At 45.5% G+C, this 18430-nt stretch carries 11 protein-coding genes; 9 read left to right on the forward strand and 2 right to left on the reverse strand.

The features are described 5' to 3' along the window. Window positions 1–25: 25 nt before the first annotated feature. Window positions 26–502 (forward strand): DM13 domain-containing protein, encoded by a 477-nt coding sequence (locus tag EXU30_RS07630; protein ID WP_130598849.1) that lies wholly within the window; start codon window positions 26–28, stop codon window positions 500–502. A gap of 1060 nt (window positions 503–1562) precedes the next feature. Next, window positions 1563–3722 (forward strand): catalase/peroxidase HPI, encoded by a 2160-nt coding sequence (gene katG, locus EXU30_RS07635; protein WP_130598851.1) that lies wholly within the window; start codon window positions 1563–1565, stop codon window positions 3720–3722. 188 nt (window positions 3723–3910) lie between these two features. On the opposite strand, the gene fusA is transcribed toward katG, so the two are convergent. Continuing rightward, a complete protein-coding gene (fusA, locus tag EXU30_RS07640) occupies window positions 3911–5995 on the reverse strand; it encodes an elongation factor G (RefSeq protein WP_130598853.1) in 2085 nt (694 codons plus the stop codon). A gap of 405 nt (window positions 5996–6400) precedes the next feature. Next, window positions 6401–10951 carry an ATP-binding protein gene (locus EXU30_RS07645; RefSeq protein ID WP_130598855.1) on the reverse strand — a complete coding sequence of 1517 codons (4551 nt, stop codon included), beginning with the start codon at window positions 10949–10951 and terminating at the stop codon, window positions 6401–6403. Window positions 10952–11076: 125 nt separating this feature from the next. Between EXU30_RS07645 and EXU30_RS07650 the strand changes: the two genes are divergently transcribed. The 7 genes from EXU30_RS07650 (at window position 11077) to EXU30_RS07680 (ending at window position 18366) form a co-directional block, all read left to right on the forward strand. Beyond that, entirely contained in the window at window positions 11077–11988 is a 912-nt protein-coding gene (locus tag EXU30_RS07650) for a LysR family transcriptional regulator (RefSeq protein ID WP_130598857.1), read from the forward strand. A 209-nt stretch (window positions 11989–12197) separates the two neighbouring features. Then, a complete protein-coding gene (locus EXU30_RS07655) occupies window positions 12198–13364 on the forward strand; it encodes a pyroglutamyl-peptidase I (protein ID WP_130598859.1) in 1167 nt (388 codons plus the stop codon). 223 nt (window positions 13365–13587) lie between these two features. Continuing rightward, complete coding sequence (locus EXU30_RS07660; RefSeq protein ID WP_130598861.1) at window positions 13588–14088, forward strand: SprT family zinc-dependent metalloprotease; 501 nt, start codon at window positions 13588–13590, stop codon at window positions 14086–14088. A 427-nt stretch (window positions 14089–14515) separates the two neighbouring features. Then, on the forward strand, window positions 14516–15232 hold the full coding sequence (locus EXU30_RS07665; protein ID WP_130603331.1) for an endonuclease: 717 nt from the start codon (window positions 14516–14518) through the stop codon (window positions 15230–15232). A gap of 31 nt (window positions 15233–15263) precedes the next feature. After that, on the forward strand, window positions 15264–16004 hold the full coding sequence (rsmE, locus tag EXU30_RS07670) for a 16S rRNA (uracil(1498)-N(3))-methyltransferase (protein ID WP_130598863.1): 741 nt from the start codon (window positions 15264–15266) through the stop codon (window positions 16002–16004). Between the two features lie 48 nt (window positions 16005–16052). Further along, window positions 16053–17003, forward strand: a complete 951-nt coding sequence (gene gshB, locus EXU30_RS07675) for a glutathione synthase (protein WP_130598865.1) — start codon at window positions 16053–16055, stop codon at window positions 17001–17003. A gap of 19 nt (window positions 17004–17022) precedes the next feature. Beyond that, window positions 17023–18366, forward strand: coding sequence for an alkaline phosphatase (locus EXU30_RS07680; RefSeq protein WP_130598867.1), 1344 nt, complete (start codon window positions 17023–17025; stop codon window positions 18364–18366). The last annotated feature ends 64 nt before the right edge of the window (window positions 18367–18430 follow it).

An 18430-nucleotide genomic window follows, 5' to 3' on the forward strand; every position in this document is an offset into this window, starting at 1 on the left:
CACTGCATATATTAAGGAACGTTATATGAAACCACGTTTAATCCTGCTGCTAGTAGTAAGCCACGCTATGGTTGCATTTATCGGCTTTGCTGCAGGCATTTACACCCTGCCATTACTTACCGCGTCAGCTGCGCCTGACCAAGCCCAGTTAAAGTCAATCCAAACCCAAGCAGAGTTCACCGCCAGCTTTGTACGAGAGTTAAAAGGCAGCGACAGCTTGCACTGGGGTGAAGGACAAGTCTCAATAAATAGTCAGCATATCGCCTTGGAAGGCGAGCTTTCACCTGGGCCTGACTTTAAACTCTACTTGGCACCAGAGTTTGTAGAAACAGAGCAAGAATTCAACGCCTTAAAAAGCAAGATGGTACAAGTAGGCAGTGTTAACCGCTTCGATAACTTCATTGTTGACGTGCCGAGCCACATTGACCCAGCCAACTACAACACTGTCATTGTGTGGTGTGAATCATTTGGCGAGTTCATCACAGCAGCGAAATACCAATAACACCGCCAGCTTTTTAACATTTGGGTCAGTAACATTTGGGTCAGAGTAAACGTTCACGCTTACACCTAAGCAATCATCCTCTGACCTAAGCTTATCTTGCTTTCGAGCCTTCAACCTAAAAATAAATACCTATACATTTCAATTAATTAAGGTTTTACTCTGACCCGATTTTAAGCTAAATGTAACATTTGGGTCAGAGTAAACGTTCACGCTTACACCTAAGCAATCATCCTCTGACCTAAGCTTATCTTGCTTTCGAGCCTTCAACCTAAAAATAAATACTTATATATTTCAACAAATTAAGGTTTTACTCTGACCCGATTTTAAGCTTAATGTAACATTTGGGTCAGAGTAAACTCTCAGCTTGAGCAGAATCAAGCGGACTCTGGCCGATACATTCCCCCTCCATAGTCAAATAATTAGTATTTACTCGCTTCAGTCAATTAAGCGTTAATTCTGTATCTGGCGTTAACTATGATTCTGGTGCCTCCTAGGTTAGATGTCTGTTTTCCCTATGCGCGGCAAATCAATTGCACTGTTTTGTATTTCAGCTATCGCTGCATATAAGCATATCTATGCAGGATAAGGTTAAATCTATTTGCTATAAACCGTATGGTTTACCTCACATTACCTATCAGCTTGAACATAAAAAATATATACCTTTCGATATATAAAACAGGAAAAATTGTTCACAAAACAGACGAGAAATCTGATCTAAATCACATGGATATGCATAAAACTATCGTAGTATCGCAAATCAATCTCAATTAGGAATTTAACACTAAACCCGAACGTAGATAAAAGATCGGCAAAAAAACAATAGCTTAACCTACAAAAAGCATGAGCTAATCAGTTTTACCGTTAACAAAACATAGAGTTTATGGGTATTAGCGCAAACACAGTCTTAGCGGCCGAACTCACAGGTACTTATATGCTGTGACAGTTCTAAAGATGTAAAACTTAGATTTAGCTCAATTATGAAAAAGGCGATACAGCAAAGCTCAAGTATCGATTTTACCCAAAAGGGATAGATATCTATTCAACTTAAGGAGAGAACCCAATGTCTAACAGTAAATGCCCAGTAATGCACGGCGGCGCAACGGAAAGCAACATGTCTGTAATGGAGTGGTGGCCTAAAGCGCTCAACTTGGACATCCTTCATCAACATGATAGTAAGACTAACCCACTAGGCGCAGACTTTAACTACCGCGAACAAGTCAAAAATCTTGACGTTGAAGCACTAAAATCCGACATGAAATCGTTAATGACCGACAGCCAAGATTGGTGGCCTGCTGACTGGGGACACTATGGCGGTTTAATGATTCGTTTGGCATGGCACTCAGCTGGCAGCTACCGTAATGCAGACGGTCGAGGAGGCGGAGCTACCGGTAATATGCGTTTTGCACCACTAAATTCATGGCCTGATAACGGTAACCTAGATAAAGCTCGTCGCTTACTTTGGCCACTTAAAAAGAAATATGGCAGTAAAGTTAGTTGGGCTGATTTAATGATTTTAGCCGGCACCATGGCTTATGAATCAATGGGTTTTAAAACGTTTGGTTTTGCGTTCGGGCGTGAAGATATCTGGCACCCTGAGAAAGATACTTACTGGGGCTCAGAAAAAGAATGGTTAGCGCCAAGTGGCGGTGAAGGTAGCCGATATTCTGGTGAGCGTGATTTAGAAAACCCACTAGCAGCTGTGATGATGGGACTTATCTATGTTAATCCTGAAGGTGTAGATGGTGTTTCTAATCCTCAGAAAACGGCTGAAGATATGCGTGTAACTTTTGCACGTATGAGTATGAACGATGAAGAAACCGTAGCATTAACAGCAGGTGGTCACACTGTTGGTAAAGCACACGGTAACGGTGATCCAGCCAATCTAAGTGAAGCGCCAGAAGGGGCTGGAATCGAAGAGCAAGGTTTAGGTTGGAACAACCACAAATCTCGTGGTATTGGCCGTGATACAGTAACAAGTGGTATTGAAGGGGCTTGGACCACGTTCCCAATGAAATGGAACACGGCCAAAGGTGGTTACTTCGATATGCTGTTAAATCACGAATGGACCTTAACCCAAAGCCCAGCGGGAGCGACACAGTGGGAACCAATCGAGATTGCCGAAGAAGACAAACCTGTTGACGTTGAAGATGACAGCATTCGTCATAACCCTATTATGACTGATGCGGATATGGCATTAAAAGTCGATCCTGAATACCGCAAGATCTCTAAGCGCTTCTATGAAGATCCGGCTTACTTTGAAGAAGTATTCGCACGCGCATGGTTCAAACTAACGCACAGAGATATGGGACCTAAAGCATGCTACTTTGGCCCAGACGTGCCAGCAGAAGACCTGATTTGGCAAGATCCAATCCCAGCAGGACCAAAAGGTTATGATGTCGATGCAGTGAAAGCGCGTATTGCTGACAGCGGCTTGTCTATCGGCGAAATGGTCGCAACGGCATGGGATAGCGCACGAACTTTCCGCGGCTCAGACAAACGTGGTGGGGCAAATGGCGCTCGTATCCGTCTGGCGCCACAAAATAGCTGGGAAGGTAACGAGCCAGCACGCTTAAATAAAGTGCTATCTGTTCTTGAACCAATTGCAGCAGATGCGGGTGTGAGTGTAGCTGATGTAATCGTACTTGCGGGTAACCTGGGTATCGAGCAAGCAGCGAAAGCGGCTGGTTTTGAAGCTAACGTCCCATTTGCAGCAGGTCGTGGTGATGCAACGCCTGAGATGACAGACGAAGATTCATTCTCTGTACTTGAGCCTTTAGCAGATGGCTTCCGCAACTGGCAGAAACAACACTACACAGTAACACCTGAAGAAATGATGTTAGATCGCGCTCAGCTACTTGGCTTAACTGCGTGTGAAATGACGGTGTTAGTGGGTGGTCTACGTGTATTGGGTACTAACTATGGTGGTGAAGCATTCGGTCAGTTTACCGATACCTTAGGTGCGCTGACTAACGACTTCTTTGTAAACTTAACAGACATGAATTACAGCTGGAAACCAACGGGTCGTAATTCTTATGAGATTGTTGAGCGCACAACGGGGACCGTTAAATGGACTGCCACACGCGCTGATTTAGTATTTGGCTCAAACTCTATCTTACGTGCTTACGCAGAAGTTTATGCACAAGATGACAGCAAAGAGAAGTTTGTCCACGACTTTATCGCAGCATGGGTGAAAGTTATGAACGCAGATATGTTTGCCTAGTAACCATCTTATGCTGAGTAATACTGCACAATGCAATATTACTCAGCAAGCTAAAGGTTAATATACTAGAACTTGCAAATTAAAAATGGGTACCTTTGGTACCCATTTTTTGTTTTCAGCCTCAAGCGATAGCCATAAAAAAACCGCTGCAGAGGCAGCGGTTTTTATTAAAGAGTTGTGCTTAACAATTACTTGTTAGCTTCACGCTCTTTAACTTCAGCGATAACTTTTTCAGCAACGCTGTTTGGACATGGTGCGTAGTGTGAGAACTCCATAGAGAACTGACCACGACCAGAAGTCATAGTACGTAAAGAACCGATGTAACCGAACATTTCAGATAACGGTACGTCACCCTTAATGCGAACACCAGTAGTACCAGCTTCTTGACCAGAAATCATACCACGACGACGGTTAAGGTCACCGATTACGTCACCTACGTTGTCTTCTGGGCTGAATACGTCAACTTTCATCACAGGCTCTAGAAGCTGTGCGCCGGCTTTTGGCATAGATTGACGGAATGCACCTTTAGCAGCGATTTCGAACGCGATAGCTGACGAGTCAACTGCGTGGAAAGCACCGTCAGTAAGCTCTAGCTCAACGTCTAGTACTGGGAAACCAGCAACAGTACCAGTTTCCATCATAGATGCGAAACCTTTCTCAACTGCAGGCCAGAATTCTTTAGGTACGTTACCACCAACTACTGAAGAGCTGAAAGTGAAGCCAGAGTTTTGCTCACCTGGGCGGATAACATAGTCGATCTTACCGAACTGACCAGAACCACCAGACTGCTTCTTGTGAGTGTAGCTGTCTTCGATAGCTTGAGTAATTGTCTCACGGTATGCTACTTGAGGCTCACCAACGATTAGGTCAACACCGTAAGTACGCTTAAGGATGTCAACTTTAATGTCTAAGTGAAGCTCACCCATACCTTTAAGGATGGTTTCGCCTGAATCTTCGTCAGTTTCAACGCGGAAAGATGGATCTTCTGCAATCATTTTACCGATCGCGATACCCATTTTCTCACTGCCGCCTTTGTCTTTTGGCGCAACAGCAATAGAGATTACTGGCTCTGGGAAGATCATAGCTTCAAGAGTACAAGGGTCCTTAACGTCACATAAAGTGTGACCAGTTTGAACGTTCTTCATACCTACGATAGCGATGATGTCACCAGCTTGCGCTGAATCTAGCTCGTTACGCTCGTCTGCTTGCATCTCAACCATACGGCCAACACGCTCAGTTTTACCTGTTGCAGAGTTAAGGATGGTGTCACCTTTCTTGATCTTACCTGAGTAGATACGTACGAAAGTTAGTGCACCGAAACGGTCATCCATAATTTTGAATGCTAGTGCTTTGAACGTAGCATTTGGATCAACGATAGCGTGCTCACCAGTTTCGTTACCTTCTTCGTCAGTTAGAGGTTGTGGGTCAACTTCTACTGGATCAGGTAGGTAATCAACTACTGCGTCAAGAAGAAGCTGCATACCTTTGTTTTTGAAAGCAGAACCACAGTATGTTGGGAAGAATGCCATTGTACGAGTACCAGTACGGATACAACGCTTAATGTCTTCCATAGATGGCTCTTCGCCTTCCATGTAAGCTTCCATTAGATCGTCGTCCATCTCAACAGCAGACTCGATTAGTTGCTCACGGTATTCTTCTACCATGTCAACCATGTCAGCTGGAACGTCTTCGATCTTGTAGTTTTCTGCTTGGCCAGTTTCATCCCATACCCATGCTTTACGAGTAAGTAGATCAACTACGCCTTTGAATTCGTCTTCGATACCGATTGGCAGAACCATTACTAGTGGGTTAGCAGCTAGTACGTCTTTAGTTTGCTTAACAACACGTAGGAAGTCAGCACCCATACGGTCTAACTTGTTTACGAAGATGATACGAGCAACTTCTGATTCGTTAGCGTAACGCCAGTTAGTTTCTGACTGAGGCTCAACACCACCAGAACCACAGAATACACCGATACCACCGTCAAGAACTTTAAGAGAACGGTATACTTCTACTGTAAAGTCAACGTGACCAGGAGTGTCGATAACGTTAAAACGGTGGTCGTTCCAGAAACAACTTACCGCTGCTGACTGAATGGTAATACCACGCTCAGCTTCCTGTTCCATGAAGTCAGTTGTAGACTCACCATCATGAACTTCACCGATCTTATGGATCTTACCGGTTAGCTTAAGGATACGCTCGGTGGTCGTGGTTTTACCCGCGTCAACGTGAGCGAAGATACCAATGTTTCTGTATTTTGATAATTCGGTCATGATTCAACTTTAATGATTAGTTTAAGAAGTAGACGGAGTATGCGAATAGTACCGACACACCGCTCATCAGGTTATTTAAGGCGCATATTGTAAATTGGAACCTTGCAACACGCAAATAGCAGTTGCAATATTTCTGCAGTTTTGGCAAAAAAACTCGCCGTAATCGCTAGATATTAGATATAAAACAAGCATCTAAAAATGATCGATTATTTTTCAGCCACACAAAAAAGTCTGTTTTAACCCGCGAATTTTAACGCCAGATCCTCGCGCATCTAAGTAATGAGCCAGAATTTAACGATTTACCAACAACTTTAGGCTGAATTTACGTGATTTCGATCGCCAACTATAGACATAAAAATACCCGCACGCGGCGAGTATTTTTGTCACTAGTTTAGCTGTCGTTGTTTATTCAACTGGTGAGATAACAAACAGTAGGTCACCTTGAGATACTTGCTGACCATTGCTGTTAAGAATTCGCTCAATGCGGTACTTCTTATCAGATGGGTATAGCTCAGCGTCTTTACGGTTAAAGCCTGCAAGTGACACTTGCGAGAACATCTTCATCGCTTCAGTCAGTGCCAGTGTTTGGTCAACGGTGACTACATCACCTTCTTTGACAAAGTCTGCTTCTCCTGGCGCTGGAGACGTATAGAAGATACCTGCACCTTGTGCCAGAACTTTCAGCTCGTTCGACTCACCAACACGTAGCGACTCAGTATCAACCGCTTCAGTTTCTGCCGCAGCTTCCATTTCTTCGATTAGCGCGTCAGCGTCAATCTCAGCCATTAGGCGTGGCAGATAGTTAGTGTCGTAAACGCCTTCGTTGAAGGTACCGTCAGCAAGAATACGCTTAAGTAGCGGAATGTTAGTCGCGATACCACGAATAACCACGCTATCTAGGTAGTCGTACATCTTCTTAACGACATCGGCGCGATCGCTACCACGGATAATGATCTGCGCGATCAAGCTGTCGTAGTATGGCGATACTTCTTTATCTGTATCGGCGATCGAGATGATCTCAATGTCATCACGCTCTGGCATGATGCACTCAGTGATCTTGCCTGGATTTGGCATTAGCTGCATAACGCCATTGCTATCTAGCTCAGCTTTCTCAGCAGTTACACGGACTTCCATCGCGTAACCTTGATCAACAGGCTCTAGGTCTTCAATTGAGCGACCAGCGGCAATGTCGAACTGCGCGCTTACAATGTCGATACCAGAAGTCGCTTCAGTTACCGGATGCTCAACCTGCAGACGGGTGTTCATTTCCATGAAGTACACTTCGTTTGCATCTAGGTTGTAGATAAACTCTACCGTACCCGCGCCCATGTAATCAGTCGCATCACCTAGTGCACGAGTGTACTCCATCACCTTCTGCTTAAGCTCATCAGGCAGCATGGTCGACATAGACTCTTCAATCACTTTCTGGTTGTTACGCTGTACTGAACAGTCACGTAAACCTAACACTTTAGTGTTGCCGAACTTGTCACGTAGTAGCTGTACTTCAATGTGACGCAATGAGGTTACGTATTTCTCAAGGTAAAGGTCACCGTTACCAAATGCTGCCGCAGCTTCAGTCGATGTTTGAGTGAATAGCGCAATCATGTCTTCAGGGCGTTCAACTACCTGAATACCTTTACCGCCACCACCTTGTACCGCTTTAAGCAGTACTGGGTAACCAATCTCTAGTGCAACGTTCACAGCTTGCTCAGCGTTGGTCAAAATACCGTGTGAGCCAGGTACTACAGGTACGTTTTGCGCTTGCGAAGTTTTAATCGCGTTCGACTTGTTACCCATAGTTGTCATTGAGTGTACGCTTGGGCCAACAAAGTTAACGCCGTTGTTTACACAAAGTGCAGCAAACTGTGGGCTTTCAGATAAGAAACCGATACCAGGGTGCAGTGCGTTAACTTTCTCGTACTCAGCAACTTTCAGTACTGAGTAGGCGTTTAGGTAACTTTCATCTGAAGTGTTACCACCAATACAAACTAGCTTGTCGTTCTCTTTTAGCATGTCTGCAGGAACAGAAGTCATATCTGGATCAGAAGCAACCAGTACCACATTGATGTTGTTGTCGTGCGCCTTGCGGATAAGTTTCACCGCAGTACAACCACGAGCGTGAACCAGTACTTTGTCGATAGGCTTCATCAATGCACGTGGATCGTCTTGAACAATCTCATCAACCACTTCAACTGTTTCAGGAACAATGGTTGATAGCGCGTTGCCAATAACGTCTTTAATGTCAGCATTTGGCATTGGCATTAATGGGTCAATGCTTGAAAGCTGGCTGTCTAACGTCTCGCTAAATGGGTTATGAACTAAGCCATTCATCGCACCAGGAACTTTCGACAAGTAATTAGATAGTGTCGATGTAGATGGCAAGTATGCAGGTACAACCATTTGGCCTGCGAACGGCATGTTAGTACCCGATAAGTAGTAAGTTTGCACTAATGGGTGAGTCACAAAACTCGCCTGTGCACCACCGGTACAGTCACCGAAACCGAACATCAATACAGGTAGCTCGTTGTCGCGGATGAAACGAGTGATACGGTCGTTCACTACTGCCATTGAGAATAGCGCTGCTGCACCTTCTTTAGTTTGCATACCACCTGAGCTGATAAAGCAAATAACCGGTAGCTTGCGCTTAGCACATTCAATTAATAGCGCACTGAACTTCTCAGCACTTGCCATATCGAATGCACCCGCTTGGAATGCGGTGTTCGATACTGCCACACCTACGCGCAGCTTATTGTCACCTTCACCAAAGTCAGCTAAACCTGTGATTAAACCACATGGGCGCACGCCGCGATCGATTGCATCTTCAATCGATAAACGGAAACCAGGGAAGTTAAGCAAGTTGGCAGACATCTTGTCGCCGTCAATTTCGTCAAACTCAGTGAAGAACTCGCCAATCACGTTCTCCCAAGTCATCTTGCCTTGCTTCTTCTCTTCACGCAGCACCTTCTGGATTAACAAGTCTTGATAACCCATGGTTAGACGGTTCCAGAAGTCTTTACGACGACCAATACGAACAGGGTTAATCGCACCTGTGTACTTGTCGTGCTCTTCTTCACTGTCGAAGTACTCTGGTAATAGACGCTCAAAGAAGTAAGTCAGAATTACGAATAGCGAATCGTTAAGCTGTGGGAAACCAACACTCTTCCACTGCTCTACGCGCGTTAGTAGCTCAGCGCGGTTTGATTGCGCCATAAAGTATTTAAGCCATTTGTAGAACTTGCTCTTCTCATAAGCTTCATCGTTGGTTGATAGTGCACGGTCAATCGACTTATGCAGCAGGTTATCAACTGACTCGCGGGCAAGACTTTTCGAGTTCATCGCTTCTTTCGAGATAGAAGCAAGATTAACCACTACGTTGTCATACAGCGCGTTGAAGATAAGAATGTTGTGACACTGCCAGATAAAGTCTTCACGTAGCTCATCATTGACCACTACATCAAGTACAGTTAGCTGGTTTAGTTCAGGCCAATCTGCTTCAGTCTTCTCTTTAGGGAGCGACTCAAGATATTGAATTAGGCCTTTAAAGTTGTTCTCAGCGTTAGCTTTCCAGCGGTGGTATAGCGACCAACCGATGTTAAATAGCAGCGCTTTACGTGCTTTCTTATAGTTCTCTTTTGGCTCACCTAAGATAAAGCGCGTCAGCATATTACGCTCAGTCGACACCTCATCACGCTTAGCGGTGAAGTTGCCCCACAGCTTGTTTAGCTCTTCGTCATAAACTAGCTTGTCAGGGTTGGTTAGCCATGCTTGGAATACGCGCTCTTGCTCTTGTGAGATACGCTCTAGTAAGTCACCTTCAGGGATACTTACCTTAGATAGTCGACCATATTGCTCTTGCGAGATCGAATGGATACGGCTACGAAGCGTTAGATAACGCAGATAACGATATGCACTACCAAAGATGTTGTGGTGCATAGTCGGGCTGTTTGCAATCGCAAGCCCAGTGTTGCTTTCTAAGCTAACTAAGTTTTCTGATGGCGCTAAGAAACGCTCTAGGCTGCGCTCGTAGTGCTCTTTTAGATCAGAAGAGTCACGTACAAAGTTCATTGCCGCGCGTTCAACGGCCTCTACACCACTGATAATTGCGCGGCGCAAGTTATGCTGGCGGTCATCGCGGTCTGTTGGCGAGTAATCGATAATGCCGTCAATACAACCTGCTGTGTATAGCTCTTCTGGCGATACACCCACAGATTTAGCACATTCCTGCCAAGATAAGTTGTACTTACGGGCAATACTTTGCAGGCCTTGTGGCTGAATTGTATTGAAAATACCGTCGCGTACAGAAAGTAGAATGTTCGCCGCAGCAAGTGGAATAGCACCACCAGAATATCCTGCACCCACCACAATACCTACCGTTGGTACGTCAACATTGGCACTTTCTGCAATCGCTTTCGAGATTGAGTGTGCTTGGTTGTTGCTGTTAGCTACCTCACCTGCATCAGCACCAGGAGTGTCGATAAGGTAGATGATTGGCATTGCTAGTTCAGCAAAATGGCGAATCGCTTTGCATGCTTCTAAATGATGCTCAGGCATCCAAGCACCGTTAGAGGTTGAACGCTCTTGGGCAATAAAACCAACACGGCGAGTACGAGCACCAAAATCTAGCTCGACTTCAGCACTGTAAAAAGGCCCTTGTTGGTGCTCTGCGATTAGCTTGCCTTTCAACTCGGCAATCATACGCTTAGCGCCATAACGGTTCTTATCTTGAGTCGGTTGAATAACCTGGTTGACGTAACCGTCAACATCTAACGACGCCAATTCTTTTAGGTTTGATTGGATAGCGTCGTCAGAAAGTAATCCTTTGATTTCGTCAGATAACGTCTGCTTACTGTGAGCAGGAAATAACGAGAAATCCTTGGCTAGATGTTCCGCCTGTAAAAATAACGGGTCAGCCGATACAACTTGAGTCGTGTTAGCGGGCTGCTTATTGCTGGTCATCGAGAGATCCTCTGCTTATATAGCCTCTAAAATTTTTAACGCGTAAATATAACTTTGTTGTTCACCGAATTACCATATACACTACCTTGGACGCTTTGTTCCAAAAATGAGACAGTGAGACGAAAATGCCCGATTTGAACGGTATGATGCTGTTTGCAGCGGTGGTGAGAGCCAAAGGATTCTCCCAAGCAGCACGAGACATCGGACAACCTAAATCGACAATTAGCCGCAAAGTTGCCCAACTTGAAGAAGATTTAGGGGTACGTTTACTGCAACGTGACACCCGAAACTTGAGCTTGACTCAGGTCGGAGCCATGTTTTTTCAGCACTGTGAATCGATAAGCGCCGAGGTTGAAGCGGCAAAGGCAACTATTGAAAATACCCACAGTGATGTTTCCGGTTCATTACGCATTGCCATCCCGGTGTCATTCTCACAAGAAGTGATTGGTCATTTATGCTCTAGCTTTATGCGCATGTATCCCAATATCGAGTTAGATATTCAGTTTACCGATAACGATGTGGGACTGGTCGGTGAAGGTTATGACATTGCAATTAAGTATGGTCCACTGCAATCATCAGACCTAGTGGCAAGGCTGTTATTTGAACGTCAGCCCGTGTTGGTTGCCAGCCCAGGCTATATTAAAAAGCACGGCACACCAGCAACGCCACAAGAGCTAGCACAGCACAATGGTATCTTGTTAGGTACTCGCCTATCAGCGCCAATTTGGCCGCTTGGTAAAGGCAATCGCAAGATGATGGCGACCTTTAAGCGCAAAGTTAGGGTCAACTCAGCTAATATGGTCAAGCGCTTTGCCATGGACGATTACGGTATCGCTATGCTGTCAAACACCAGCTGTAAACAAGAAATCGCCGCCGGCACCTTGTTACCTATTCTGCAAGAGTGGCCCATTGAGCCATTTAAGGTCTACGGCGTGTATTCTAGCCGCAGGCAATTGGCGACCAACATTAGCGCGTTTTTAGACTTTTTTAGTAAACGCTACGGCTCACAAGAGTCGCTACACAGCTTAATGAGCTAACTGCCTAATGGGCTAATTCTTACTCACCTATCTAAAAGTACATCGATGACATAACAATGCAGGATCAGCATACATAGCTGATCTTGTATAATTTTTTGTGTTATAACTTATCCAGTAAGATTAACTAAGCCATATAAAGGCACAAAGGATAGCTGCAGGTTAATCTCCAGGTTTAACTTGCCCCACCACGCTGCTTTAAAGGAATAACCATGACCAAGCGCAACTCACTAGGTTTAACGATTAGCTCACTGCTAATGATTATGACCACTTCAGCTCAGGCTAGCCTCGCACTTGATGTAGAAGAGCAGCGTGTTCCACAAGCAACTAAGCTTATTCCACAAGTCGTTGAACGCTATCAATCAAATAATCAGTCTCTCGAAGGTTTATTAAGCCGATCAACTGACGAGTTAAAAGTCACTCAGGATATTGCTGTGCAAGGTCAGCTGTTGTGGCAAAAAGCGGTTAAAGATGTGCAATCAGGCTTAGACGATGACCGCCCACTCTATTGGACGCGCCTGCAAATGCGCAGCGCACTTAAACAAAACTCGGCGGGCTTTAATATTGTACCTTGGCAGCGACAGATTTTAGTTAATGCGGTAGAGAAAGCATCACGCGGCTTTAGCGATATTAACTTTAAAGAAGACACCCAAATCAAAATCTTGCTAACCGGCTTCGACCCATTCTTTTTAGATAGAGACATAGGCCAAAGCAATCCATCAGGGCTAACCGCTCTTGCACTTGATGGTTACACCTTCAATGTGAATGGTAAGCAAGCGCAAGTTGAAACTGTGATGATCCCTGTGCGTTTTGCTGATTTTGACGATGGCATTATCGAATCATTGTTAACGCCGTTTTTCCGTAATCGTAATATCGACATGGTCGTTACTGTCAGTATGGGACGTGATGACTTTGACTTAGAGCGCTTTCCTGGCCGTAACCGCAGCGCAGCCGCACCAGATAATCTGAATGTGTTAACCGGTGCCAGCAAGCAAACACCAATGCCACCACTATTTAATGGCGGCACTTTGAATGGCCCAGAGTTTATAGAGTTCTCTCTACCAGTTGCTGCGATGCAAGCGGTAAAAGGTAATTGGGCGGTGAATGATAATCATCAAGTCACCACCACATCAGGTGGTCAGTTTGACGCGAAATCAATTCACTCACTACAAAACGCAACTTCGGTTGAAGGCTCCGGCGGCGGTTACCTTTCCAATGAAATCTCTTACCGCAGCTTATTACTACGTAGCCAGTTCGACTTTGACATCCCAGTCGGTCACATCCACACCCCTAGAGTAAAAGGTCACGATTCACAAGTGGAAGGCGACATAGTTGAGCAAGTCCGCGCCATGGTCGGCGCAGCGGCGAGCACGCTTTAGTACTGAGTATTCAAGCCAAATATCAAAAGGCGTGAGTCACACAGACTCGCGCCTTTTGTTTTCTCAAGCACACCGCTTTGGTCTATCCAAATACTGACTCACACAGCTAGTTACTTTCACTACGAGTTACTTGTACTGACTAGTTACTTGCACTCGCTTGGCAAAACACGCACCATATACCCTGTGTCATCTCAACCTGCCAAGTCTAACGTAAACTGCATTAATGCCGACTCATTTAACTGCCCAACAAATCCAGCAAGTTCACAGCAAACTTGAGGCGGATTACCAAAAAGCCGATGCGTATTTTAATCAACAGTTTCCGCGACCTGAGCTTGCACTCACCTTACGCGGAAAAAGTGCTGGCACCGCGCATCTGCAATTAAACAAGATTCGCCTCAACCCTGTGCTGCTCAAAGAAAATTTCGACGCTTTTATCGAGCATGTTATTCCCCATGAGGTGAGCCACTTATTGGCATATCAACTATACGGCAAGGTGCGACCGCACGGGCGAGAATGGCAGAGCATTATGCTCAAGGTGTTTGGCCAACAACCATCGACGACACATCAGCTCGATATCCGCTCAGTACAAGGGAAGATGTTTAATTACCAATGTGGCTGCGGTGTGGTGCCACTAACAATAAGGCGTCATAACAAAGTCGTTCGCGGTGAAACTAAGTATCGCTGTCGCCGCTGCAGTGAAACCTTGGCAATATCAGACAACTAACTAGGGTCTGTTGACCTTTCAAGATTATTTTTGCAGCTGCTTGTTGGAAATTTATACAAGGCAACGACTTTGATGTGTGGTGATTCCACATGATAAGTCGTTAACGCAGTAGAAATGACAACAAGCGCTGCCTGAAAGGTTCGTTTAAAAGCACTTTACTCTTTGTTGTGAGCGAATTTGTGTAAGTGACTAGACATCATCGCTCACGCCGCGATTAAAGTGCTTTTAATTCGAACAAATTCTAATCAGCAAAGATCAACAGACCCTAATTATTCTTTACCAACATCCTGACTAAAAGTGCAATTGAATAAAGCTTGATTGCATCAGTTATCGCTATCTTTTACCATCTGCCACAAAGACTGGCTCAGCCAGCTAACAACCTTTAAGAAGTAGGTTTATCGTGCGCACAATCAAGATTATTGGGTTAATGTCTTTACTGGCATTAACTGCTACTGCATTCAGCTCAAGCACCTTTGCAGCTAAAACAAAACAGCCGAAACACCCAACGAGTTTTAATCAAGCCAAAAAAGCGATTAAGAAAATCTATCAGCAACTGCCACTGACTAGCTTTTACTGCGGCTGTGACATCCAAATCAATGGCAAGCTATGGCAACCAGATTTGCAAAGCTGTGGTTATCAGGTACGTAAGCAAAATGTTCGGGCTAACCGCATCGAATGGGAGCATGTTGTGCCGGCCTGGGAGATGGGGCATCAACGCCAATGCTGGCAAGAGGGCGGTCGCAAAAACTGTGGTAAAACTGATAAGCAGTTTAAAAAGATGGAGTCAGATCTGCACAACCTGGTGCCAGCAATTGGCGAAGTGAATGGCGATCGCAGCAATTACCGCTTTAGCGAGTGGAATGGCAAACCTCATCAATATGGTCAATGCCAAATGTTAGTCGACTTTAAAGGCCGCAAAGCACAGCCGCCAAAACCATCGCGTGGCGCAATTGCCCGTACCTATTTTTACATGCAGCAAAGCTATAATTTTAAGCTCAGTAAATCACAAAGACAGTTATTTAATGCCTGGGATAAAATGCATCCAGTTGACGAGGCGGAGTGTCAGCGCGACCGCTTAATTGCACAAAGCCAGGGGAATCATAATGAATTTGTCTTCAAACAATGCCAAAATCTAGGTTTGTAAACTGTTTCGCCCGCGTACAAGGTAATCACTAATGAGAGTCCCAAGAATCTACCAACCGAATCAATCAATTAGCCAAGGAGCTACAATAGCGCTAGATGATGACGGTGTAGCCCACATTGGTCGCGTGCTGCGAATGGGCGAAGGTGAGCAGTTAAAGCTTTTCAATGGCGACGGCAATGACTATTTAGCCGAGATCATCCAAGCGAGTAAGAAATCGGTCACTATATCGGTCCTAGAATGTGAAGCCGTCACCAATGAGTCACCATTGAATATTCATCTTGGGCAGGTGATCTCAAGAGGCGATCGCATGGACTTTACCATTCAAAAGTCAGTGGAGCTTGGTGTCAGTACCATTACGCCATTATTTTCTGATCGCTGCGGCGTCAAGCTAACGGGTGAGCGTTTAACCAAGAAGATCGCTCAATGGCAAAAAATTGTTATTAGCGCTTGTGAACAATCTGGTCGCAGTGTGGTACCAGTCGTGCGCCCAGCAATGCAGTTACATGTCTGGTGTGGCGAGCAAAGCGATGCCATTAAACTCAATCTGCACCCAAGGGCAAAGCATGGTATTAATGGCTTAACTCTCAACAAAGACAATAAGCGCGTGCGTTTATTAATTGGCCCAGAAGGCGGTTTATCGGCAGAAGAAATTGCCATGACGGAGCAATATCAATTTACCGACGTATTGCTTGGCCCACGTGTGCTGCGCACCGAAACCGCATCACTTACAGCCATTACCGCACTACAAGTTAACTTTGGTGACATCGGCTAAACCGGCAGCATTCACATTACAGAATTCAACTCATATAAGGACAACAACATGATTAAGCTTGGCATAGTGATGGATCCCATCAGCGACATTAATATCAAAAAGGACTCGAGCTTTGCCATGCTATTGGCTGCGCAGGCGCGCGGCTATCAGTTGTTTTATATGGAAATGGCAGACTTAGCCATGGTAAATGGGGTGGCAATGGCTAACATGCGCCCACTGAAGGTAGAAAACGATGCCGACAAATGGTTTGAGCTAGGCGAGTCAGTTGATACACCTATTGCAGATCTAGACGTGGTTTTAATGCGCAAAGACCCGCCGTTTGATACCGAGTTTATCTACGCCACTTACATGCTAGAGCGTGCTGAAGAAGCCGGCACGCTTATCGTCAACAAGCCACAAAGCCTGCGCGATGCTAACGAAAAGCTGTTTACTGCTTGGTTTAGTGAGTTCACTCCAGAGACGATTGTGACCCGCGACGAGCAGCGCATTCGTGCTTTCCACCAGCAAAAAGGCGACATCATCTTAAAGCCACTTGATGGCATGGGCGGCGCATCTATCTTCCGCGTGAAAGAAAAAGATCCGAACCTTGGAGTGATCATCGAAACCCTCACCGCCCATGGCAACCAATACGCAATGGCGCAAGCATTCATTCCAGATATTACCTCTGGTGATAAGCGTATTCTGGTTGTCGATGGCGAGCCTGTACCCTACTCGCTTGCACGCATCCCAATGAAAGGTGAAACCCGTGGTAACCTCGCGGCCGGTGGTAGCGGACTAGCTCAGCCACTATCTGAATCAGACTGGCACATTGCCCGTACCATTGGCCCTGAGCTTAAAAAGCGCGGCCTTATCTTTGTTGGCCTTGATGTAATTGGCGATAAGCTCACTGAAATTAATGTGACTAGCCCTACTTGTATTAGAGAAATTGAAGCAGCCTTTGATGTTGATATCACAGGTATGTTGATGGATGCCATTGAAGCAAGAGTTAACCAAGGTTAACCATAAGGACTCAAATTAGATGCGTTTTTTAACCCTAGTTAGCCTTGGCTTGTCTGCCATTATTAGCTTTGGCGCAGTTGCTAACGAACTAACCTCGTTAGCTCCGCAGCACCAAACGGGCACAAGTCAAACTGTGCCTGCCGTGCCAAAGAATATGGTGATTATGATTGGCGATGGCATGGGGCCAGCTTACACCACAGCTTATCGCTACTTTAAAGACAACCCAAATACCCAAGAGATAGAGCAAACTGTGTTTGATCGTTTACTTGTAGGGATGTCATCGACTTATCCAGCTCGCAGCAGCGGTTATGTCACCGACAGTGCCGCCTCTGCTACAGCACTCGCAACTGGCTATAAAACCTATAATGGTGCTATTTCAGTTGATGAGCAAAAACAGCCTATTCCTACCCTTTTTGAGCTTGCTAGGGCGCGCGGTATGGCAACGGGTTTAGCTGTCACATCACAGGTGAATCATGCTACTCCAGCCGCTTTTATGGTGCACAACGAGCATCGTAAAAACTATGTAGAGATAGCCGAGGCTTACCTTGATACTGGTGCAGAAGTTATTCTAGGTGGTGGACAAAAGTACTTTTCTGAGGAGCTACTAGAAAAGTTCAAAGCAAAGGGTTATCAACACATCACCGAGTTTAGTCAGCTAGATGGCATAGACAAACCTAAAGTCTTAGGTCTATTCGATGAAGTGCAACTGCCATGGGTAATTGAAGATAAGCAAGGTCACAAGCTTCGTACCCTAACGCAAAAAGCATTGGATTTACTTTCTCAGCATGAGCAAGGTTTTGTCCTACTGATTGAAGGCAGTTTGATTGACTGGGCAGGCCACAGCAACGATATCGCCAGCGCAATGCATGAGGTAGATGAGTTTGCCGCAGCGATGGAAGTGGTTGAGCAATATGTGCGCGAGCATCAAGACACCCTACTGGTAGCGACAGCAGATCACAACACAGGTGGACTGTCGATTGCAGCAGGCAAAGACTATGCTTGGCATCCTGAATTTCTGCACCATGTCACTATGCCGCCATACATCCTTGCCGAAAAACTTGTTGAGCAAGACGAGTGGCAAAGCAGTTTAACTGCAGCGATCCCGGTTGAGTTTACTTCAGAGCAAATGGAGCTGATTGCCGACGCGCGAGCTCAAGGCGCTGAACCGCTCACTTATGCCTTGCAAACTGTTATTGACCAACACTCAAATACAGGCTGGACAACCGTTGGCCATACAGGATTGGACGTGCAGGTATTCGCCACAGGCCCAGGCGCGAGCTTGTTTAACGGCAGTCAGGACAACACAGACATCGCTAAAAAGATGATCAGCTTATTGCCGCAATTGCCTGCAAAGCAACAGTGAGTTCAGGTTTACTGAATACTGTGGGGTTCTGTTATACTTGCCCTGCTAACGCGCTGCAAATAAG

It is taken from the genome of Shewanella maritima (assembly GCF_004295345.1).
Lineage (GTDB): Bacteria > Pseudomonadota > Gammaproteobacteria > Enterobacterales > Shewanellaceae > Shewanella > Shewanella maritima.